The following is a 20,189-nucleotide window of genomic DNA, read 5'->3' as shown; positions in this document are numbered from 1 at the left end:
AGTAAAACGAGGGTTATATCGGACCAAAGAGAACACTTATATCCACGCTGATGTGAATGCAGCGGGAAATATCATAAGAAAAGTAGTCCCTAACGCTTTTGCCGAGGGGATAGAGGGCGTCGTGTCCCGCCCACTAATGTTAAGCATCGGTTGAAGTTGATACATTAGAAACTCGTCACTTTAGTGATGAGAGGTTCATTAGGCAATGAGAAAAACGTGGTGTTTAGAAAACAATTAGACCACTTCATAGAGAAAAATATTTTCCCCGAAGCAAAAATGCAAGGATTGAATGATCTAGAAATAATAGCACACCATCCGGAATGGAACCCAGTGATAGAAAACATCTTTAAGCACCGAAAATTAGAAAGTTGGAATCAACGAGTATATCAGCTCTCCCAAGCGAACTATAGAGCAGACAATGAGCCAATCATGGATCACCAATATCAAATGATGAAAATAGATAAGGAGCTTTATGAAAATAATGCGATTGAAAATATGGAATTCTTACAAACCAATATTTCAGAGTTTTGGACTTCATCTTCACGTTTTTTTGAAATAGGTATTGGTTATTGTATGGTTTATGATTATCAGATCGTCAGTATTTGTTTTTCTGGTTTTGTTGCTAACAAACTTCAGTGCATAAATATCGAAACAGTAGAAGAGCATCAAGGCCAAAAGTTAGCACAAAAGGCTGCTCATCTTTTTGTGCAAGAATGTTTCGAGAAAAATGAAATACCATATTGGGATTGCATGGTAGACAATAGTCCATCTGTTGCGGTTGCTGAGAAGTTAGGGTTTACTAAAAAATTTGAATATAGAGGATATTGTTTTCCGATTGGATAAACGGAGAAATACAAGATAATGAGAGGTCAGAAAATTTTTGATGGCATGATACATAAATTCAGTGAAACGAGTGGAGAGAAATATGTCACAACGTACAGTTGGTATTTTACTATTTAATGAAGTAGAGGTATTGGATTTTGCAGGGCCATTTGAAGTTTTTTCATTAACAACGAAAACGGATTTAGATACAAAGGCTCTTAACGTGATCACTATTTCAGAAGATGGAGAAATGATTAAAGCCAAAAATGGTCTGAAGGTGAGCCCGGATTATAATTTTCATAATCATCCTGCATTAGATATTTTGGTTGTGCCAGGAGGTTACGGTGCAGAAGAAATTGAAATAAATAATTCTAACCTGATTGAGTGGATTAATCAGCGATACTCACAAGTCGAATGTATCGCATCTGTATGCACAGGAGCATTACTCTTAGCTAAAGCAGGATTATTAAATGGAAGGAAGGCAACGACACATTGGATGGACCAAGACAGATTGGCAAAGGAGTTTCCATTGGTAGCTGTTCAGCGTAATGTAAAGTTTATAGATGAGGGGAAGGTTATTACTTCTGGAGGGATCTCAGCAGGAATTGATATGTCTTTTTATCTTATTTCGCGTATTTATGGAAGAAACGTTGCAGCGGAAATAGCGAAGAGGATGGAATATGATAGCTTTTTCCAAGATAGACCTTAGTAATGCTTTGATCAAAATCTCCTAATAGTAGGTTCACTACTATTAGGAGATTTTTCTTATTTTTCGACCTGCTCCTCTTCAGAATCCTCTGTTTCCGGACTTAACTCTTCTTCGATTTCTTCAGGTGCTTCATTTCCTCCTGGGCTGTCAAAGGATCCAGGATCAGCGTCTTTATTGTTGCTTACGCGAATTTCTACGGTGTAGTCCATGGAAACAAAGGAATTAAAGTTGCTCATCCCGACAATTGTACCCTTCACTTCAGGTGCATCGACATATTTAACTATGTAGGAGATATCTGCTCCTTTAGATTGATAGTCCTCATAGAACAGACGTGGTAAATCTCCTTCTAATTGTCCGCGGTAATCTCTTAAATATGGTTTGCCCTCTGAGTAAGTGACAGTAATACTTTTATTATCCTGATCGGTTAATTCTGTTCCTGGTTCAATAGATTGGGCGATTAAATTTCCGTACTTTACTTTATTATGGAATCGTTGTCTCACTGTTACGGATAGACCTTCATAGCTTGCCGCCTCTTCCATGGAGAGCGACGCAAAATTCGGTACTTCAACAGATTTTCCAAGTGAAATCGTGACTTCCATTTCGTCCTTTTTGGCAATCATTGTTTCAGGATCAATATTTTGCTTACTAACTAAACCAGCTTCAATGTCATTGGATGCTTCTTCTTTGTAGGTTATTTCAATTTCGTTGGTATCAGCCCATTGCTCTACTTCTTCTTTACCTTTATTAACAAAATCAGGTACTTCTATATCTTCTTCAAAGACTTCTTCCCCTTTGGAGAAATAAACACTTGCATTATCTTGGCGTCGATACTCTTCTTCGCTTATATCTTCATCTCTCATAACGAAGCGGGTGAATTCTCCTTCTTCCACTTCCTCACTGAACTCCGTAACAATTTGTAAGTTTTCTGCTCTGTTTTCTTCCTTCCAAGCCTCGACTTCGCTTCTAGTCATTTCGGAAAATTCAGGTAATTCGATATGCTCTTCTGGATCTGCGCCAATACTACTGGTTAGGGTAATCGTTGATCCTTTTTTAACCTTTTTTCCTTTTGCTAAGCCTTGTTCGATAATTTGATTAGCATCATATTCCATACTGTGTTCCTGCGTTAATTCTATCTCCATATCGTTCTCATCTGCCCATGCTCTTGCATCGGCAACTGGCCCGCCAACAAAATCCTCCATATCGACATAGCGAATGCTGTAGTATAAGAAGGCAATTAACAATAATGCAAGAACTCCAAGAGCAATATAAATAATTAATTTCTTGCGTTTCTTCCATTGGTAATCTGGATCGATTTCAATATGTTCATGGTTGTCACGCGAAGGATTTCTCACGCTTTTTTGCTCAGTAGGAAACGATTCTTCCTTAGGCAGCTCTTGGTCTGGTTTCTCATTACTGGTTGATGGCTCTTTTTTTTCTTTAGGCAGTTTATCGTAATTATCTTTGTCAAAATTAGAAAGAAAATCACTCATTGGTATTCAAGACGCCTTTCTTTAAATAAAATGTTTGGTCAGACTGTTCCGCAATATCATTGGAATGCGTAACCATAATCACACACTTCTCATGCTCATGCGCCAATTTCTTAAAAATATCGATGATTTCCTGTTCCATTTCTTCATCTAGATTTCCGGTAGGCTCATCGGCAAGAATTAGTTCAACGTTAGTAGATAGCGCCCGTGCAATTGCCACACGTTGCTGCTCTCCACCTGACAGTTTATTAACCGTACGATTTGCTTTATCTTGGGAAATGCCAATATAATCTAACAAATTATATGCAACAGTTTTGTGGTCATCCGGTAATTCATTTTCGGTAATGGACATAGAAACTAATACATTCTCAACAGCGGTAAAGGTTGGTATCAGGTTGTAGCTTTGAAAAATAATACCCACTTTATTTCTGCGATAATTATCATGTCCAATTTCTAGAATGTTTTTTCCGTCGAAAACAACTTCTCCGTTGTGTGGCGTATCCATTGCACTAAGTAAAGACAACAGCGTTGTTTTTCCAGACCCGGATTGTCCTAATATCGTGTAAAATTTTCCTTTGTCAAAGGAAACATTAGTATTCTTTAAGACAAAACGACGACTTTCACCGTCTTGGTAGTAATAATTCAAGTCTTTTGCTTCTAAGATCATCTGTTTAACCTCCTCTTACATCATTATTTTTTTAGGATTTAATCGAATAATATAAATTAAAGGAATCACGGTTGATAGAAGAATCGTGATAATTCCCACGGCATAAAATAGTAAAATAAAGTCTCCTGTTAAGCTCACTTCATAAGCGTCTATTACATCTTCTGTTGTGAGATCTGTTTGCATTTCTGTGTAGTAATAAATCTCATCTTCTCTTTGATTATTGTCATTATCAATCAAAGAATCAGAAACGGTTTGCGCTAATAGATTTCCAGTAAATAAAGATAGTGTCATCCCAATAATGGAAATAATCAATACTTCCGTAATAATTTGCCCTACCACTCGCATACGAGCTTCACCAAGTGAAAGATAGATGCCTAATTCGCGTTTGCGATCTCTAAGGAATAGTAAGACTACTAAACCGATAATAAGAATGGTCGTGATAACGGAAGCAATCAAAACATATTTCGATAAGTTAGACATAGATTCAATTGGTGCAGCAATCGAATCATACGAATCACTTGCATGGCGAACAATAAATAGTTCTGGTAGTAATGGACTTACTTCTTCTTCAAAAGCTTCTGCATCTTCCGGTTCATTTAATACAAAGAATGGTACGTAATAATCTTCATATTCTGGCATGTCGCCAACTGCAAATTCCATTTCTTGTGAAACAAGTGCATTGGCTACATAGATCGTATTTTGAAAATCCATATCCATGTAATCGAATTCTTCAGGGTTTTCGGAATCACTATTCACGGTTTTAGGTTCAAAAATACCAATCACTTCTAATGGTACGTCTCGAGAATCTAACACTTCTTCTTCGCCAGATTCACTAAATTCATATATTTGGTTCGATAAGGAAAAGGTATCACCAACCTGAAGGTTATTCAAATCTGCTAGTTTTTTAGAAATAATTGCTACAGGCGTTCCATTTTCAATCTCTTCATCTGTGAAGACGCGCCCATCGACAAGTTCACTTTTACCTTCTTCAATATCAAGTAGTGGGGCATAATTGACTCCTTTTAGTTGAAATTGTGGCCCCATCCCTGCCATTTCGACTTCTCCTTCTGCTTCTTCCATCATCGGATTATAGCTTTCGATTTCCTCAGAAGCTAAGAAGGTTGTGGTATTATAATCATAGTATTTAACATAAGGAAGTTCACCAATTTGATTAATTAATTCCTCACCTAAATTTGGAATCTCGAAATTCATCATTTCTGATTCATCCATACTATCAAGTGCTTCATAATCTAGCTCAAGTGTTGCACCTGTTCCGAGTCGTTCTTTAATAGATTCTTCGACATTAGCTGTCGCTTGTGAAATGGAGATGGCTCCTGCTATCACATTTCCTAAAATAAATAGGACAGCAAGTAAAATTAGAGATTTTCCCTTTCTTCTAGTAATACTTAATAAACCACGTTTGAAAAAATTCATTTCCTTCCCCCTGTTCTTGTTTCTTATTGAATCAATGATTGAGTCATGATGAAGATAATTGCAAAAAAAAGAAGTGTGGATTTATCTTGGTGTGTTTTTGCACATAATCCCTCATTACTGTTAGACGAATTCCTGCTGTAAAAAGTTTCATATAATAGCAAATTTTTATGTATTATTAGGATAAAAAGAGGAGGGGAGTGACAAAAAACGATGCTGAAAACCTACATTTGTGCATTTTTCTACAAATATATCTATTACTATTCAACTATTCTAGCCTTATTCAAACATTTCAAAAGGCAGGTTTCCAATTAATGGAGATAATGGTATACTAAGTTTGTTAAAGGCAATGGAACGCTCGTGTGAGACTAGACAAGAAAAAGGCTGATGGACAATGATATGGAAAGAAGAAATACAAATAGCTAGAAAAATAGTGGCCGCTTCTGTTTCCGGATCCTTATATGCGATCATTCTAGCCATCTTTGTACCTACTCCACTTGGTGGAAACATGCAAACGGTTGGCGAATATATAGAAGCCTTCACTATAGTTATACCAGCTTACTTGATGTACAGTTTTCCTGTCATTTTAGTTTATGGAACGGTCACTTCTATCATCAGTGATGTAGTGGCACGTTTAATAGCGAAATGCACGAGAGAACATCTAAAAATATATTACTCGTTTATTTTACACATTCTTTTTGGGCTGATCTTGCTTTGGTATAGTTTGCTGGCAGCTGGTATATTTTTTATAACAGATTATTTAATACGAGGAAAGAATCTAAATAAATGGAGTCATGCGCTAAAAAGTTTAGGGTTACCTATTTTAGTTTGGGTAGTGTTTATGGGATTAGCATATCTAGTAGGTTTCTTTGATTAGAACTGGAGGGATCCAAAATAAATATCTCACATTCAACTTATAATTCAAACCAAGAAAACATTGGAGTGGGAATTTCTGATATCGTTTTAGAGGCATTTAGTTGGTTTAGAAGGCTTTCAGCAGCAATTTCATCCAAAGAGATTTGAAGCCTTTTACAAACATGGTATCTTAACGGACGATGAATTTCAAAGCATTGAAAAAGCCTATGAAAAGTTAATACATGATTCTGATTCATATGCTATAATGATTTTTCTTTTAGCTTGTGGAACAAAAACTTATTTTCAGGAGGAATTGAAATGATTCTAGGATTACATCATGCACAAATTACGATTCCAAAAGGTGCAGAAGAAGAAGGGAAAAACTTTTATTGTAGTGTACTAGGTTTACCTGAAGTTGAAAAGCCTGAAGCCTTAAAAGGCCGTGGAGGATTCTGGTTAAAAGTTGGTGATAGAGATGTACATGTAGGAACGGAAGATGGGGTGGACAGAACTAAAACCAAAGCACATTTGGCTTACCAAGTAGAAGATGTTGATTATTGGCGAGAGGTTCTGGGACAGCATCATATTGAAATATTTGATTCCGTACCAATTCCAAATTTCAAACGTTTTGAATTTAGAGATCCTTTTGGTAATCGGGTAGAGATGATACAAGAAATTTAATGAATATTTGTTTGGAGGAGAACAATGGATAAATGGAAAACATTAAAAACAGAGTATTTACATAAAAGTCGATTTGGGAATATTAGAAAAGATAGCTGCGAACTTCCAAATGGGATAGTGATTGATGAATATTATGTGAATGAATACTCCGATTGGGTGAATGGGGTTGTCATAACGAATGAGAATCAGATTGTACTGGTAGAGCAATATCGTCATGCAGGAGGAGACTTCTTCTTAGAAGTACCTGCTGGAAAAAGAGAGGGGAAAGAAACACATGAGGAAGGTTTGATCAGAGAAGTGAAGGAGGAAACGGGATACTCTTCGTTGCAAAAACCTATTTTCTTAGGTGAATATTATGTTAATCCAGCTACACAAAATAATAAAATAAAAACTTTTCTAATATTGGAAGCGTTTAAATCACAAGAACAAGACCTAGATGATACGGAGAACATGAAAGTTAGGGTGTTGGATTTCGATCATTTTGGTAATCAATTATTAGGAAATGAAGTGAAAAGTCAGCTATTTACTGTAACAGCTTACCTAATGGCGAAAAATTATATGATGGATTCCTTTTTTCAATCTAGTGAAAGGCTAAAATAACAAGTGGTGATGGAACAGAAAAGAGATAAGGATAATAAGATGACAAAACCAACTGTTACTATTCGTGATTATAACCCTAAATGGGTAGAAAAGTTTACTAAAGAGAGAAATAGGATTATAGAAGTCTTAGGTGATAAAGTTGTTGCAATTGAGCACATAGGAAGCACTTCCATAAAAGGATTAGCAGCAAAACCAATCATCGATATTCTAGTAGGTATACAAAAATTAGAGGAGATAGATCAATTGGTGAATCCTTTGAAGGAAATTGAGTATGAGTATGTTCTTAAACCAGAGCTTAAAAATAGAAAATTTTTTAGAAAGGGCGAGTGGGGAAAGGGCACTTCCCATTTGCATATTTGTGAATATGATAGTAGGGAATGGATTGAAAAGCTATTATTTCGAGATTATCTTAGATTACACCCAGAAGCAGCTCAAGAATATGAGGTCTTAAAGAAAAGTCTTGCTTCAGTATATAAGCATGATCGACAGACATATACAAAGAAAAAAGAACCTTTCATCAAAAATATTGTGGAAAGAGCAAAGAAGGAGAGATAATTTTGCCACAAGCAGTTTTTATTGATAGAGATGGAACAATTGGAGGAAATGACACGGTTATTTTTCCTGGAGAATTTCAATTGTATCCATATGTAAAGGAATCATTAATTGAATTAAAGGAATCAGGTAACCTTATTCTTTCTTTTACCAATCAACCAGTTATCTCAAAAGGGGAAGTAGCAAAAGAAAAATATGATGCAGAATTGAAGCAATTTGGCTTTGATAAAGTGTATCTTTGTCCACACCAACATCACGAGAGATGTCAATGTCGAAAACCATCAATAGGCATGTTATTACAAGCAGCAAAAGATAACAATTTGGATTTAAAAGAGTGTGTAGTTATAGGGGATCGGTGGACAGACATGGTTGCAGCACATGATGCAGGATGTATCAAAATCTTAGTGAAAACAGGTGCAGGAGAAAAAGCGTTTCATCAATATCAAAATCAAGCTTTTTTTGGAAAATGGGCTGAAGTTTCGCCAGAATTCATTGCTAATGATTTTCGTGAAGCAGTAGATTGGCTATTGTCAAAGCAGAGCTAACATACATAAAATAATATAAGGTATTTTTAGAACTGGAGTGCATTTGATGGTAAAATACGTTATTTTTGATTTTGATGGGACACTGGCAGATTCACGCAGAGTGCTTTTGAAAAGTTGGAATATCCTAGCGAAACAGTATTATTTTAGAGAAATAAACTTGAATGAAATGGAAAAGATGAAGAAACTGTCTATCAAGGAAAGAGGTAGATATTTGCAGTTTCCGATGTTTAAAATGCCAATCGTGATGCCTAAGTTCTATCAATTATATCGAGAATCCATAAATGAAGTGAAGCTATATGATGGTATTGCTGAAATGTTAGCTGAATTAGAGAGAAAAGGCTATAAGACTATCATTATATCATCTAATTCAAAAGAAAATATTATGACTTTTCTAAAAAGCAACAAGTTAACGAGTATAACAAATGTTATCTGTTCAAGCAGTATATTTGGAAAAAACAAGTTAATCCACAGATTTTTAAGAGGAAATAACTTGAAGCCCTCAGAAGTAATTTATGTAGGAGATGAAAGAAGAGATATCCTAGCTTGTAAAAAAACTGGCGTTAAAATAATCTGGGTTAGCTGGGGGTATGACTCTTTTGAAGTGGTAAAAAAATGAAACCAGATTTTCGAGTAAATACTCCAGCCGAGATATTGAAAGTGATTTAAAAGGTAAAGCAGTAATAAATCTTTGATGAGGTACTCTGTGTAAGTCGATGTTGATTCTAGGATGTGATAAAAATAAGGTAATTCTTTTAGCGATTCTATTTCCTGGAGAAAATAAGTAAGTAGCCTATTACATTCAAACCAAACACCATTTTCCTTCACAACAGAACATTCGTTTGCTATAATCTATGGTAAAATAGACGTGAAGATAGAGAAAGTAGGTGTTTTCTTTGTTGCGATTTTTAATTGGAAGTGCAACGGTGAATAAAAGTGAGCAATGCTTACAAGAGATAAGACAAGAACTCAAGCAAAATCCTCAAGGACCCCCGATTATCTATTTAGTTCCAGATCAAATGACCTTTCAACAGGAATATGCGTTATTAAATGATCCTGATATAAATGGCTCAATTCGCGGACAAGTCTATAGTTTTTCGCGGTTAGCTTGGCGTGTTATGCAGCTGACTGGCGGAGCAACAAAGAAATACATTACATCAACAGGGATGCAAATGATGCTTCGTAAAATTGTCGAGGAGCGGACTGATGAATGGAAAGTATTCCAGAAGGCCATTGAAAAGCAAGGTTTTATCGAACAACTAGAGGATATGATCACCGAATTCAAACGCTATTGTGTTACACCAGAATTAATTAGTGAACAGTTACAAGAAATGAATCGATTCCAGCATAAGACAATTAGTGAAACAGCGTTACAACATAAATTAGATGATTTAGTTTATATTTATCAGCAGTTGACTACTGCTTTACAAGGTCATTACATGGATAGTGAGGATCAGTTACAACTGTTAGTAGAAAAACTAGAAATGACTAACTTTTTAGAAGGCGCATCTGTTTACATAGATGGCTTTCACCAATTTACGCCACAAGAATTATTAGTGATAGAAGCAATGCTCAAAAAGTGCGAAAATGTCACAGTGACGTTAACGGTTGATGATGTACACGATCCTGAGGTAGTACCGTTAGACCTTTTCTATCAAACAAAGGAAACCTATCATCAATTAGAGCAATTAGCAGAACAAACGATGGTGGAAACAGAAGTCACTCCTCTAACAACAAATGAAAATGCGACAACACCATTTGTTCATTTAGACCGTTATTTTGATAGTCGTCCTGTTCAGAGCTATTCGGAACAAGCACCCGTTCGGATCGCGGAAGCGGTGCACCCACGTGCTGAAGTTGAAGGAACAGCACAGGAAATTGTTCGGTTAGTACGGGATGAAGGGTATCGTTATCGTGATCTTGCTATTCTGATTCGCGAGCCGGATGTTTATCATGATCTCATTATTACTGTTTTTGATGATTATCAGATTCCGACGTTTGTTGATGAAAAAAGGACGATGCTCAATCATCCGTTAATTGAAACGATCAGATCATTGCTTGATGTCATTGAAGGAAACTGGCGATATGATGCAGTCTTTCGCTTGTTAAAAGCAGGGTTTATTCCAAAAGGAGAAGGTAAGCATCGCTTAGATCAAGAGGCAATTGATGAGTTAGAAAATTATGTGTTGGAGTATGGTGTAAGAGGTAGGAACAGATGGTTAAGTGATAAGCCTTGGATATTCCAACGTTTTAAAGGTTTTGATCAATCAGCACAAACAGACCGTGAGCGATCAACACAAGAACGAATTAATGCTTATCGGGAGAAAGTAACAGCAGCACTTGCGGATATTGATCAATTGCTACGGGAATTACCGACGATTAAAGAAAAAGCAATTGCTCTATTTGAATGGTTAGAAACAATTGGAGCACCTGGACGATTGGAGAATATGCGTGATCAATATGATGAAGAAGGAAGAGTCGAAAAAGGACGTGAGCAAGACCAGGTGTGGGATGCGGTGATTCAATTGTTAGAAGAGATTACGGAAGTCGCTGGTGAAGAAACAATGGACTTGCAGACATTCCGTAACGTGTTAGAGTCTGGCTTTGATTCACTAAGATTTTCTCACGTGCCACCGAGTATTGATCATGTTGTGGTAGGTTCAATTGACCGTTCGCGTATGCATGGCATTAAGGTTGCCTTTTTGTTAGGAGTGAATGAAGGAACCTGGCCGATGAAACCTGGTGGAGATGGCCTTATATCAGAAGAAGAACGTGCCTTACTGCATACGCATGGCTTACAATTAGCAGAAGGAAGTAAACGTCAATTGTTAGATGATTGGTTTTATGTTTACTTAGCGTTTACGCTGCCGTCTGATTATTTATGGGTGAGTTATCCAATAAGTAATGAGGAAGGAAAACAAAAAGTTGCCTCTCCATTAATCAAAAGAATCGAAGAAATTTTTCCGGTTCAAAAAGAGCGGTTATTTTTACAAGATCCAGAAGAGATGACAGAAGCAACTCGTTTTGTAACGACACCAAATAAAACAAGGGGGGCGTTAACTGCCCAACTCGCAAGGAAGTTAAGAGGCTATCCAATCGATGATATCTGGGACTATGTCTTAAACTGGTTTATTGAAAAATCTGATCAACCATCGATTGATCAACGTGTATTAAAAAGTCTCTTTTACCAAAATAAGCCGACAGATTTAGCAGAAGACACGGTCGATGCATTATACCAGAAAGAAATCAATGCAAGTGTTTCGAGGCTGGAAATGTATCATCGCTGTTCCTATCAGCATTTTGCCAAATATAGCTTAGGACTTAAGGAACGACCAACATATAAGCTTGATGCACCAGATATCGGCCAACTTTTCCACGAAGCATTAAAGCAAATTACCGAATGGGTTCAAAAAGAAGGGCTTGGTTTTTCTGATATATATGATCAAGAAGCGAAGAAATATGCCCATCGTGCAGTTGGAAAGTTAGCACCAGTATTACAGCATCAGATTTTACACAGTTCGAATCGTTATCAATACATTCAACGTAAATTGGAAAATGTCATCGCGAGGGCAACGTATGTGTTAAGTGAACAGGCTCGAAAAACCAACTTTTCGCCTGTTGGTTTAGAAGTCGGATTTGGGTACCCAGATCAATTGGAACCACTGACTGTCAACCTGCCAAATGATTATACGTTAATGTTAAGAGGCAGGATTGACCGTGTTGACCAAGCAATCGAGAATGAGCAATTATATTTGCGAATCATAGATTATAAATCTAGTTCAAAAGGGTTGAATTTAACAGAAATTTATTATGGACTAGCTCTACAAATGTTAGCTTATTTAGATGTTGTCTTACAAAATGCAGAAAATTGGTTAGGCCAAAAGGCATCACCAGCTGGTGTACTCTATTTCCACGTTCATAATCCAATGATCTCAGCTAGTGATTTTCTAACAGAAGATAAAATCGAACAGGAAATATTTAAAAAGTTTAAAATGAAAGGACTTTTAGTAGATCAGGAAGATGTTGTCCGCATGATGGATACATCACTGGATTCAGGAAGAAGTAATATTATTCCGGCAGGATTTAGTAAGAATGGTTCCTTTTATAAAGGTTCCGATGTAGCAGAACGGGATATTTTTGATCAGTTGCAAGGATATATCCATCAATTAATGGAAAATGCGGGACTTGCAATTACGGAAGGAAAAGTTGATCTGAATCCATATCAACAGCAACAATTAACAGCTTGTACATTCTGTGAATTCCGTTCGGTCTGTCAATTTGATCCGACACTGGCAGAAAATAATTATCGCAGGCTCAAAGAGATGAAAGATGAAGAAGTAATCGAAGCAATCAAGCGGGGTGAAGGGTAATGCCGCAATGGACTAAAGAACAGGAAGAAGCGATCTATCAATCAGGTCAAAATATTTTAGTAGCAGCTGCCGCGGGATCAGGGAAAACGGCTGTACTTGTAGAACGAATCATTCAAAAATTATTAAATAAAGAACAGCCAGTCGATATCGACACTTTGCTTGTCGTAACTTTCACAAATGCAGCAGCACAGGAAATGCGAAATCGGGTTGGATCCGCCATCGAATCAGCACTAGAGAATAATCCGACTTCTAATCATTTGAAAAAACAATTGTCATTATTACAAAATGCGTCGATTTCTACCCTTCATGCCTTTTGTATGGAGCTTGTACGAAAATACGCTTATCAAATCGACATTGATCCGAATTTCCGCATCGCAGACAGCATCGAAGCAGATTTAATTCGGCAAGATGTGTTAGAACAATTATTTGAAACATGGTATGGGGAAGCCGATGAAGCAGAGCAGGAGGCTTTTTTTGCTGTTGTGGATCGTTTCAGTAATGACCGAAATGATTTAGAAGTGGAATCGTTAATTTTAAAAATGTATGAATTCGCCATCCAGCACCCGAATCCCGATTACTGGTTGGATCAGATGGCGACCATTTATCAGGTAGATGACGAGATGACAGAGTCGGAGATTCCATGGCTACAATTATTGAAGCAAGAAGTAGTCGATCAACTGGACGTAATGGAGACGTTAGTAGAACAAGCACTTGAAGTTACTCGTGAAAGTGATGGACCTTACCATTATGCAGAAGCAATTGACGCTGACAAGGAAATGATCCAGCAAGCTAAAGGTGCGATTAATATATCGTGGGAAGAAGCACGTACCATTTTTGCTAGTGGGAAATTTAAAGCATTATCTCGTAAAAAAGTGGAATGTGCAGAAGACAAAAAAGATAAGGTTAAAACAATTCGTGATCAAATCAAAAAAAGGTGGAGCAATATTGCCAAGGATTGGTTCACAAGAAGTTTAGTAGATCATCTTCACGATATGCAGGAGCTTCATCCAACTATCGTCCAATTAACGAAAATGATTAAACAGTTTAAGGCTGGCTATCAAGAAGCAAAGAAAGAAAAAGGACTTGTCGATTTTGCTGACTTAGAGCATTTTGCTTTAGATATTTTGCTAGAAGATAAAGAAAGTAGCACACCATCGTCTGTTGCATTAGACTTGCAACGGAAGTTTACAGAGGTAATGGTCGATGAATATCAGGATACCAATATTGTGCAAGAAACGATCTTGTCGCTAGTATCCAATCAAGAGGATGGCGGCAATATGTTTATGGTTGGTGATGTCAAACAAAGTATTTATCGCTTTCGCCATGCCGAACCAACTCTTTTTATTGATAAATATAAACGATTTGCGAAAGATGAAGATCCAGGCTATCGCATTGATCTGGCACGAAATTTCCGTAGTCGAGAACAAGTATTAACGGCTGCAAATTATATTTTTAGACAGTTATTTGATCAGAAAGTTGGAGATATTGACTATGATGAGGATGCCGAATTAATCTATGGCAACAAAGATTATGAGAATGTTCCTTTTCCAGACATTGATACCGAATTGCTTATCATTGATCAGGAATCCAATGAAAATGACCAACCTGATGAAGAGATCGAGAATGAAGAAGACTTAGAAAAAGCTCAACTGGAAGCACGTGCTTACGCAGCCAAGATTAAACAGTGGATTGGTGCAAATGGAGATGCGCCAACAGAAATTATGGACAAAGGTACTGGTCAGCCACGAAACGTAGAATATCGTGATATTGTTATTTTATTGCGCTCTATGACGTGGGCACCAACGATTATGGAAGAGTTTAAGAAACAGGGAATTCCAGTTTACGCAGAACTTTCAACAGGATATCTTGAAGCAATCGAAATTCAAGTAATGATCAGTTTACTAAAAGTAATTGATAATCCAAGACAAGATATTCCACTTGCGTCAGTATTGAAATCACCAATTGTTGGACTAAATGAAGATCAACTGGCGCAAATCCGTCTCGCTAAAAAGGGTGCAACTTATTACGAAGCACTTAAAGAATATGTTAAAACAACGGATCATGAGACCGTTGCATATTTTATGGAACAGTTGAAACAGTGGCGTAAAGAAGCACGACAAGGAGCGTTGTCGCATTTAATCTGGGATATTTTTCAGGAAACAGGCTATTATGATTTTGTTGGTGGTATTCCAGGAGGACGCCAACGTCAAGCAAATTTACGCGCATTATATGATCGTGCCAAAAGTTATGAATCTACTTCTTTCCGCGGATTATTTCGTTTCTTACGCTTTATCGAACGAATGGAAGAGAAAGGCGATGATTTAGGAGCTGCGAAAGCATTAGGAGAACAGGAAGATGTTGTGCGGATTATGACGATTCACAAGAGTAAAGGGTTGGAATTCCCGTTAGTAATAGTCGGTGCAATGGATAAGCAATTTAATCAACAAGATTTACGTGCCAAATATTTGTTACACAAAGAACTAGGTTTTGCTACGAAATATATTGATCCTGTCAAACGGATTATGTATCCGACGTTGATATATCATGGGATAAAAAAACAAATGCAACGAGAAATGCTAGCTGAGGAAATGCGAGTGCTTTATGTTGCGTTAACACGTGCGAAGGAAAAAGTAGTAATGATTGGTACAGTAGGGTCATTAGAAAAGAAGAAAAAGAAATGGACAAATATTATCACACACCAGGACTGGGTTCTCCCATCCTATTATCGATTAGAATCGCTATCTTATCTAGACTGGGTAGGTGCGAGCTTAGTCCGTCATCAAAAAGGTGAGTTATTAAGAGAGGACGATCAACCGTTAAACATCCCACAAGAAATAATGGAGGATGTTTCGGTTTGGAGGGTGGATCGTGTCCATCAAAGTGAATACCAGGACATTGATGAAACAAATCGTGAACAGATCGAATCATTAGAAACAGCCATTCACGAGTGGGAAGGTTTAGCACTTGAAGATCAAGAATTAGAGCAAAAAGTGGCCAATCATTTAGAATTTCAGTATCCATACCAAGATTCTATCTTTTACCGTGCAAAACAAACGGTAACAGAAATGAAACGACAGCATGAAATGATCGACAGCTATAGTGATCAGAAAATCATTGAACCTTTTCGTGCTCCGATCCGTAAAAGACCACGTTTTATGCAGAAAGAGCAGAAGTTGACACGTGCAGAAATTGGTACAGCCATGCATACAGTCATGCAGCATTTACCATTAAGAAAGGATTGGACAGAAATAGCGTTAGTTGAATTTATTGCTCAATTAGAGGCGAAAGAAATGATCACATCAGATGAGGCAAGTTTTATTGATACGGAGGCAATCCTTTCCTTTATGGAGACTGATATCGGCAAGAGGTTGGTAGAAGCAGAACAAGTGGAAAGAGAAATTCCATTCAGTTTAACCTTGCCAGCACAAGAAGTATATCCACAGTGGAAGGAAGAGCGTCAGGAACGAATCTTTCTACAAGGTGTGATTGATTGTGTCCTTAAAACAGATCAAGGTCTGATTTTGCTTGATTATAAAACAGATCAGATTCATGAGGAGATTAGTCCGCAAGTAGAAGAAAAACTAAAAAACCGATATCTAATCCAAATTGACCTTTATGCGAAAGCATTAGAACAAATTTGGAAGCAACCGGTCATTGAAAAATATTTATATTTCTTTGATAAAAGTTTGCTTATAAATGTATAGCATAAGGAGAGTCATTCTCCTTATGCATTTCCACCTACAACTTGATCTGCTAAATCTGGATCAATGGTATTCGTAATATTAAAGCCGGTATTAGTATTTAAGAAATCTCCAGTGTTATTGGCACCAGCACCAGCAGCAGATTTTTCAGCACTTTTTGGTGCTAAATAAAAGCTGTCACCAAAATTGATTACGCCACCGCCTACACTATTAATTTTGATTGGTCCTACAATCGAAGGCAAAACTATCACAACCTTTCTGTTTATCGATAGGAAACTTGTTTCTAGCACATAAAGCAATCCTTAGTTCTCTTCTTCATTTTCATCCTTTAAAATCCGAATATGCTTTAGTCGAGCAAGTGAATTAATTTTTTTACTACTTCCTAATTGTGTAATAGCGGATGTTGATATTGCCGTAACATCAATGTTAGAGACATATATATTCTGATGATGATGGCAATGATTACTGACTACTATTTCAGGGTCAGGGATCGATGGGATTGTTGTGTTGAAGATTCGATATTGATTTAATTCAAATCCTTTGTCAGAGGAAATGCCTCCTTCTTTTTGTACTGCGAGAACATCTGCTTGAGGTTTTAACTCTTTTGTATCACCAATTTGAAATAAGGAACTATGCGATATACTGTTTATTCTGGTTTGCTTGACATTAGTCGTGCGTGGCATCATGATCAATTATTTCCTCTTCTCTGTTAATAGTACCAGCACCAACGATAAAAGATTCAGGAGGTGTGTCAAAAAGCGAGGATAGTTCGATTTCATGACTGTCACCGACAATAAAGAGAGAGGAACTTGAAACACCGACAACCGATATGTTTCCAACTCCTAGGTTCCAATTATTGACTGTATAATACATGATGATTTACTCCTTTTGCTTGTTTTCAAACCATTTTCTAAGACCTATTTGAAATTCGTTTTTTACATTAGAAAGTATGTGCTGATTCATTTGTTCAGGAGGAACATTGGCTTGTTGATAGTGAGCAATTCTACTAGTAATCTGTTGTTTAATATCGTCTAGTAATGTTTGTCGATAACCTGAATCTAATGGATAATGGAATTGCTGTTCCAATGATAGTAAATAACTAGGTAATTCTTGGTCAACATACTGTTCTAATGCTTGGTGTACAGGTGGTAATGGTCCGCCGTTATGATTAGGCAAAGAAAATTCATCCATAGATTGTAAATCTTCAGGGGTCACCCCGATATGAAGCGTTCCGTCTAATCGTTCAATTTTTAATTGGTCAAAGTGGTATTCCAACTTTTCAATCGTTGTATTTTTATTTGAAGATTTTTGTTGTTCTAATTGTTGGATACGATTCTCTAAGGAGTTGATGTGATTATATAATTGCTGGACCTGCTGTTGTAATTGGGTAATATAATATACCATCATCTGATAATCCATCAGAAATCACTCCTTACGAGAATATTAATAAGGTGATAAAGGGACTAGTGGTGGTTCTGTTACACCTTGTGGAACTGCTTCCTCTGCAGGTTCTTCAAATTCTCCTGTATTGTATAATTGAGAGATTGCTTGCATTTTTCCGGTACTGCCAATTTGTAATACGGACGAATTCGTGACACTTCCAACTTTTAAGAAATGAATATAGATCGATTGGTTTACTGTTAAATTCACATGATCACCTACTAAATTCCCGATATATTTTGATCAAATTCGTCATCGTCTACCATTGTTGTCTGTGCATTTTGCAGCTGTACACGTATGCCATCCCCTGTATTAAAGGAACCACCACCAGCGAAGGTTTTGGATACTGTATATGGCTGCACTTTGTAAATATCACCAATATGAAAAATGCTGGAATTACCGATGTTGATCACTTTTACAGCACCAACAATTGCGGGCATAGACATCATCCTAACGTTGATACATCATTCCATAATTATTTTATGAATTGTTCAGCAGTATGTGAAAATAGTGTACCGATTTTCCTAATAATGCTAGTTTATTTTTGCGAAATAAAGTAAAATAAATGCAGACAGTAACTAGGGAGAGTGGAAAATTGTGAATAATGCTACGCCATTAGCAGATGCAAAAAGATTACCATGGATTGATACTGCAAGAGGATTCGCAATATTTGGTATTTTTATGGTGAATTTACCAACCTTTCATGCACCGTATATGATTTATGGCAATGGTATTAACTTTTGGGGAACAGGCGAACCGGGATTTTGGCAAATGATTATCGATATATTTTTTCAAGCAAGTTTTTATTCCTTATTTTCCTTTTTGTTTGGCTTTGGTATGCAAATCATTAATGAAAATCTGCATGCGAAAAATGTGGAAGCACCTCAAAAATGGATGGCCCGGCGTTTGTTTATCTTGCTTGGATTCGGTCTGATTCATGCCTTTTTAGTGTGGTATGGTGATATTCTCATTACATATGCAATTACCGGATTTTTGTTACTTTTATTTATGAATCGTAAAAATGTTACATTAGTCGTCTGGAGTATCTGCCTTTTACTAATTCCGACACTTATGTTGACGGGTTTATTATTTTTAGCAAGTTTATTAGAAGATATCAGTAATTTAACCGATATGAGAGCAATTGAAAGTGCATTCCAGCATTATGGTCAAGGTAGTTGGGGCGAGATAATAACACAAAATGCTAATGATTGGCTGTATGGTAATAATCCATTTACTTTTATTTTGGGATTGTTAAATATTTTGCCGATATTTTTAATAGGTTTCCTTTTTGCCCGAAAAAAATGGCTGCATGACCTACAAGAACATAAACAAACATTGCGGATATGGTGGATTTTCTCCTTGATTTTGTTTATGGTGTTCAAGGCTGGACCCTATACATTTGGAAATCCATTTTGGTTTTCAAGATTACAAGATGCAATTGGTGGTAGTGCTTCCGCTATTTTTTACGTCATTACGATTGCTTTTCTTTATGATAAACTTACCAAATTTTTTAGAATGGTTGGTTATGTCGGCAAAATGGCATTATCGAATTATATTCTGCAATCGATTATCGGTATAACTGTATTTTATTCGATAGGATTTGGATTATACGGTCAGCTGACCCCTTTTCAAACGATATTAATTGGACTTATCGTCTATCCGGTCCAAATGATACTCAGTTATTTATGGTTGAAAAAATATAAACGTGGTCCACTGGAATGGATATGGAGAAGTTTGACTTATCAAAAAAAGCTGTCAAACCAACGGAACGATTAACAAATAGAAAAAGATATCTTTACAATATTGTGAAGGTACTCTTGATTAATGAAATCTGTGACATTTCATGATATGATACAGTCATGAGAATATAATTGGGGGTGTACTTAAGATGACACACATGCACATAACGGCATGGGTAGTAGGACTAATTCTATTATTAGTGTCCTATGCCATGTACAAAAATGGAAACAAGTCCGGAAAAATAGTACATATGATCTTGCGGTTAGTTTATTTATTGATTATTATTACTGGTTTCCTATTATTTATCAACAATACTGGAGTATATACAAATTCAGCTGGCATACTAGGTGAAGTAATAGTCAAAATGATTGCTGGAATCTGGGTAATCGGTGCAATGGAAATGGTGTTAAACAAGACAAATAAAGCAAAACCTGCTAAAAGTGCTTGGATTCAACTCATTGTAGCCTTTTTAATCGTACTTATTCTAGGTTTTGGCAGACTACCATTTGGAGTACAATTTATGGGGTAAATTCGGTCACGGAGAAAATTCCGTGATCTTTTTTTTGTCTAGCGTACAATGTCAAATACTTTT

At 36.7% G+C, this 20,189-nt stretch carries 21 protein-coding genes; 12 read left to right on the top strand and 9 right to left on the bottom strand.

The features are described from left to right. Positions 1-219: 219 nt before the first annotated feature. Positions 220-843, top strand: a complete 624-nt coding sequence (locus GHT08_RS21195; protein WP_238343642.1) for a GNAT family N-acetyltransferase — start codon at positions 220-222, stop codon at positions 841-843. A gap of 82 nt (positions 844-925) precedes the next feature. After that, positions 926-1,531, top strand: coding sequence for a DJ-1/PfpI family protein (locus GHT08_RS21190; protein WP_163583381.1), 606 nt, complete (start codon positions 926-928; stop codon positions 1,529-1,531). 56 nt (positions 1,532-1,587) lie between these two features. Here the strand turns inward: GHT08_RS21190 and GHT08_RS21185 are convergent, their stop codons facing one another. The 3 genes from GHT08_RS21185 to GHT08_RS21175 are packed head-to-tail and all read right to left on the bottom strand — an operon-like array spanning position 1,588 to position 5,119. Then, complete coding sequence (locus GHT08_RS21185; RefSeq protein WP_163583380.1) at positions 1,588-3,021, bottom strand: PASTA domain-containing protein; 1,434 nt, start codon at positions 3,019-3,021, stop codon at positions 1,588-1,590. Beyond that, positions 3,014-3,685, bottom strand: coding sequence for an ABC transporter ATP-binding protein (locus GHT08_RS21180; protein WP_163583379.1), 672 nt, complete (start codon positions 3,683-3,685; stop codon positions 3,014-3,016). The genes GHT08_RS21185 and GHT08_RS21180 overlap by 8 nt, the downstream gene beginning before the upstream one ends. Before the next feature lie 15 nt (positions 3,686-3,700). Continuing rightward, positions 3,701-5,119 carry an ABC transporter permease gene (locus tag GHT08_RS21175; RefSeq protein ID WP_018933402.1) on the bottom strand — a complete coding sequence of 473 codons (1,419 nt, stop codon included), beginning with the start codon at positions 5,117-5,119 and terminating at the stop codon, positions 3,701-3,703. Between the two features lie 391 nt (positions 5,120-5,510). Here GHT08_RS21175 and GHT08_RS21170 point away from each other — a divergent pair, with 391 nt between their 5' ends. The 8 genes from GHT08_RS21170 to addA all read left to right on the top strand — a co-directional run bounded on the left by GHT08_RS21170 (position 5,511) and on the right by addA (position 16,420). Then, positions 5,511-5,993, top strand: coding sequence for a hypothetical protein (locus GHT08_RS21170; protein ID WP_193568333.1), 483 nt, complete (start codon positions 5,511-5,513; stop codon positions 5,991-5,993). 296 nt (positions 5,994-6,289) lie between these two features. Continuing rightward, positions 6,290-6,652, top strand: coding sequence for a VOC family protein (locus tag GHT08_RS21165; RefSeq protein WP_163583378.1), 363 nt, complete (start codon positions 6,290-6,292; stop codon positions 6,650-6,652). A 24-nt stretch (positions 6,653-6,676) separates the two neighbouring features. After that, positions 6,677-7,252 carry an NUDIX hydrolase gene (locus GHT08_RS21160; protein ID WP_163583377.1) on the top strand — a complete coding sequence of 192 codons (576 nt, stop codon included), beginning with the start codon at positions 6,677-6,679 and terminating at the stop codon, positions 7,250-7,252. A 39-nt stretch (positions 7,253-7,291) separates the two neighbouring features. Beyond that, a complete protein-coding gene (locus tag GHT08_RS21155; RefSeq protein ID WP_163583384.1) occupies positions 7,292-7,807 on the top strand; it encodes a GrpB family protein in 516 nt (171 codons plus the stop codon). After that, positions 7,807-8,349, top strand: a complete 543-nt coding sequence (locus GHT08_RS21150; protein WP_420370988.1) for an HAD-IIIA family hydrolase — start codon at positions 7,807-7,809, stop codon at positions 8,347-8,349. Before GHT08_RS21155 ends, GHT08_RS21150 begins: the two co-directional genes overlap by 1 nt. Before the next feature lie 46 nt (positions 8,350-8,395). Next, complete coding sequence (locus GHT08_RS21145; RefSeq protein ID WP_238343641.1) at positions 8,396-8,965, top strand: HAD-IA family hydrolase; 570 nt, start codon at positions 8,396-8,398, stop codon at positions 8,963-8,965. Positions 8,966-9,242: 277 nt separating this feature from the next. Beyond that, positions 9,243-12,716 carry a helicase-exonuclease AddAB subunit AddB gene (gene addB, locus GHT08_RS21140; RefSeq protein WP_337747926.1) on the top strand — a complete coding sequence of 1,158 codons (3,474 nt, stop codon included), beginning with the start codon at positions 9,243-9,245 and terminating at the stop codon, positions 12,714-12,716. After that, a complete protein-coding gene (gene addA, locus GHT08_RS21135; RefSeq protein ID WP_163583375.1) occupies positions 12,716-16,420 on the top strand; it encodes a helicase-exonuclease AddAB subunit AddA in 3,705 nt (1,234 codons plus the stop codon). The genes addB and addA overlap by 1 nt, the downstream gene beginning before the upstream one ends. Positions 16,421-16,440: 20 nt before the next feature. Here addA and GHT08_RS21130 read toward each other — a convergent pair whose 3' ends face one another. From GHT08_RS21130 to GHT08_RS21105, 6 genes are read right to left on the bottom strand one after another with little or no spacing between them, the layout of a single operon-like run. Then, positions 16,441-16,659 (bottom strand): spore germination protein, encoded by a 219-nt coding sequence (locus GHT08_RS21130; RefSeq protein ID WP_163583382.1) that lies wholly within the window; start codon positions 16,657-16,659, stop codon positions 16,441-16,443. Positions 16,660-16,719: 60 nt separating this feature from the next. Next, the gene (locus tag GHT08_RS21125) at positions 16,720-17,103 is read right to left on the bottom strand and encodes a spore germination protein GerPE (RefSeq protein WP_163583374.1); all 384 of its coding nucleotides are present in this window, start codon (positions 17,101-17,103) and stop codon (positions 16,720-16,722) included. Beyond that, positions 17,084-17,290 (bottom strand): spore gernimation protein GerPD, encoded by a 207-nt coding sequence (locus GHT08_RS21120; protein ID WP_163583373.1) that lies wholly within the window; start codon positions 17,288-17,290, stop codon positions 17,084-17,086. Before GHT08_RS21120 ends, GHT08_RS21125 begins: the two co-directional genes overlap by 20 nt. Positions 17,291-17,296: 6 nt before the next feature. Beyond that, complete coding sequence (gene gerPC / locus GHT08_RS21115; RefSeq protein ID WP_163583372.1) at positions 17,297-17,836, bottom strand: spore germination protein GerPC; 540 nt, start codon at positions 17,834-17,836, stop codon at positions 17,297-17,299. Between the two features lie 24 nt (positions 17,837-17,860). After that, on the bottom strand, positions 17,861-18,067 hold the full coding sequence (locus tag GHT08_RS21110) for a spore germination protein GerPB (protein ID WP_163583371.1): 207 nt from the start codon (positions 18,065-18,067) through the stop codon (positions 17,861-17,863). 11 nt (positions 18,068-18,078) lie between these two features. After that, positions 18,079-18,297 carry a spore germination protein gene (locus tag GHT08_RS21105; protein WP_163583370.1) on the bottom strand — a complete coding sequence of 73 codons (219 nt, stop codon included), beginning with the start codon at positions 18,295-18,297 and terminating at the stop codon, positions 18,079-18,081. A 157-nt stretch (positions 18,298-18,454) separates the two neighbouring features. On the opposite strand from GHT08_RS21105, the gene GHT08_RS21100 reads away from it, so the two are divergent. Together GHT08_RS21100 and GHT08_RS21095 are read left to right on the top strand one after the other, a co-directional pair. After that, complete coding sequence (locus GHT08_RS21100) at positions 18,455-19,633, top strand: DUF418 domain-containing protein (protein ID WP_163583369.1); 1,179 nt, start codon at positions 18,455-18,457, stop codon at positions 19,631-19,633. A gap of 112 nt (positions 19,634-19,745) precedes the next feature. Beyond that, positions 19,746-20,126: a YisL family protein gene (locus GHT08_RS21095; protein WP_163583368.1), complete on the top strand. Its 381-nt coding sequence runs from the start codon at positions 19,746-19,748 to the stop codon at positions 20,124-20,126. Positions 20,127-20,189 lie beyond the last annotated feature (63 nt).

This window comes from Gracilibacillus saliphilus (assembly GCF_010994085.1).
Lineage (GTDB): Bacteria > Bacillota > Bacilli > Bacillales > Amphibacillaceae > Gracilibacillus > Gracilibacillus lacisalsi.
This window is presented reverse-complemented; position numbering and strand designations above follow the sequence as displayed.

Excerpts from the sequence above, each read along its gene's own strand:
- gerPC (WP_163583372.1), bottom strand. The coding sequence starts at position 17,836 with ATGGATTATCAGATGATGGTATATTATATTACCCAATTACAACAGCAG.
- GHT08_RS21105 (WP_163583370.1), bottom strand. The coding sequence starts at position 18,297 with ATGCCCGCAATTGTTGGTGCTGTAAAAGTGATCAACATCGGTAATTCC.
- GHT08_RS21190 (WP_163583381.1), top strand. The coding sequence starts at position 926 with ATGTCACAACGTACAGTTGGTATTTTACTATTTAATGAAGTAGAGGTA.
- GHT08_RS21160 (WP_163583377.1), top strand. The coding sequence starts at position 6,677 with ATGGATAAATGGAAAACATTAAAAACAGAGTATTTACATAAAAGTCGA.
- GHT08_RS21175 (WP_018933402.1), bottom strand. The coding sequence starts at position 5,119 with ATGAATTTTTTCAAACGTGGTTTATTAAGTATTACTAGAAGAAAGGGA.
- GHT08_RS21165 (WP_163583378.1), top strand. The coding sequence starts at position 6,290 with ATGATTCTAGGATTACATCATGCACAAATTACGATTCCAAAAGGTGCA.
- GHT08_RS21180 (WP_163583379.1), bottom strand. The coding sequence starts at position 3,685 with ATGATCTTAGAAGCAAAAGACTTGAATTATTACTACCAAGACGGTGAA.
- GHT08_RS21155 (WP_163583384.1), top strand. The coding sequence starts at position 7,292 with ATGACAAAACCAACTGTTACTATTCGTGATTATAACCCTAAATGGGTA.
- GHT08_RS21120 (WP_163583373.1), bottom strand. The coding sequence starts at position 17,290 with ATGTATTATACAGTCAATAATTGGAACCTAGGAGTTGGAAACATATCG.
- GHT08_RS21170 (WP_193568333.1), top strand. The coding sequence starts at position 5,511 with ATGATATGGAAAGAAGAAATACAAATAGCTAGAAAAATAGTGGCCGCT.
- GHT08_RS21095 (WP_163583368.1), top strand. The coding sequence starts at position 19,746 with ATGACACACATGCACATAACGGCATGGGTAGTAGGACTAATTCTATTA.
- GHT08_RS21125 (WP_163583374.1), bottom strand. The coding sequence starts at position 17,103 with ATGATGCCACGCACGACTAATGTCAAGCAAACCAGAATAAACAGTATA.
- GHT08_RS21185 (WP_163583380.1), bottom strand. The coding sequence starts at position 3,021 with ATGAGTGATTTTCTTTCTAATTTTGACAAAGATAATTACGATAAACTG.
- addA (WP_163583375.1), top strand. The coding sequence starts at position 12,716 with ATGCCGCAATGGACTAAAGAACAGGAAGAAGCGATCTATCAATCAGGT.
- GHT08_RS21145 (WP_238343641.1), top strand. The coding sequence starts at position 8,396 with ATGGTAAAATACGTTATTTTTGATTTTGATGGGACACTGGCAGATTCA.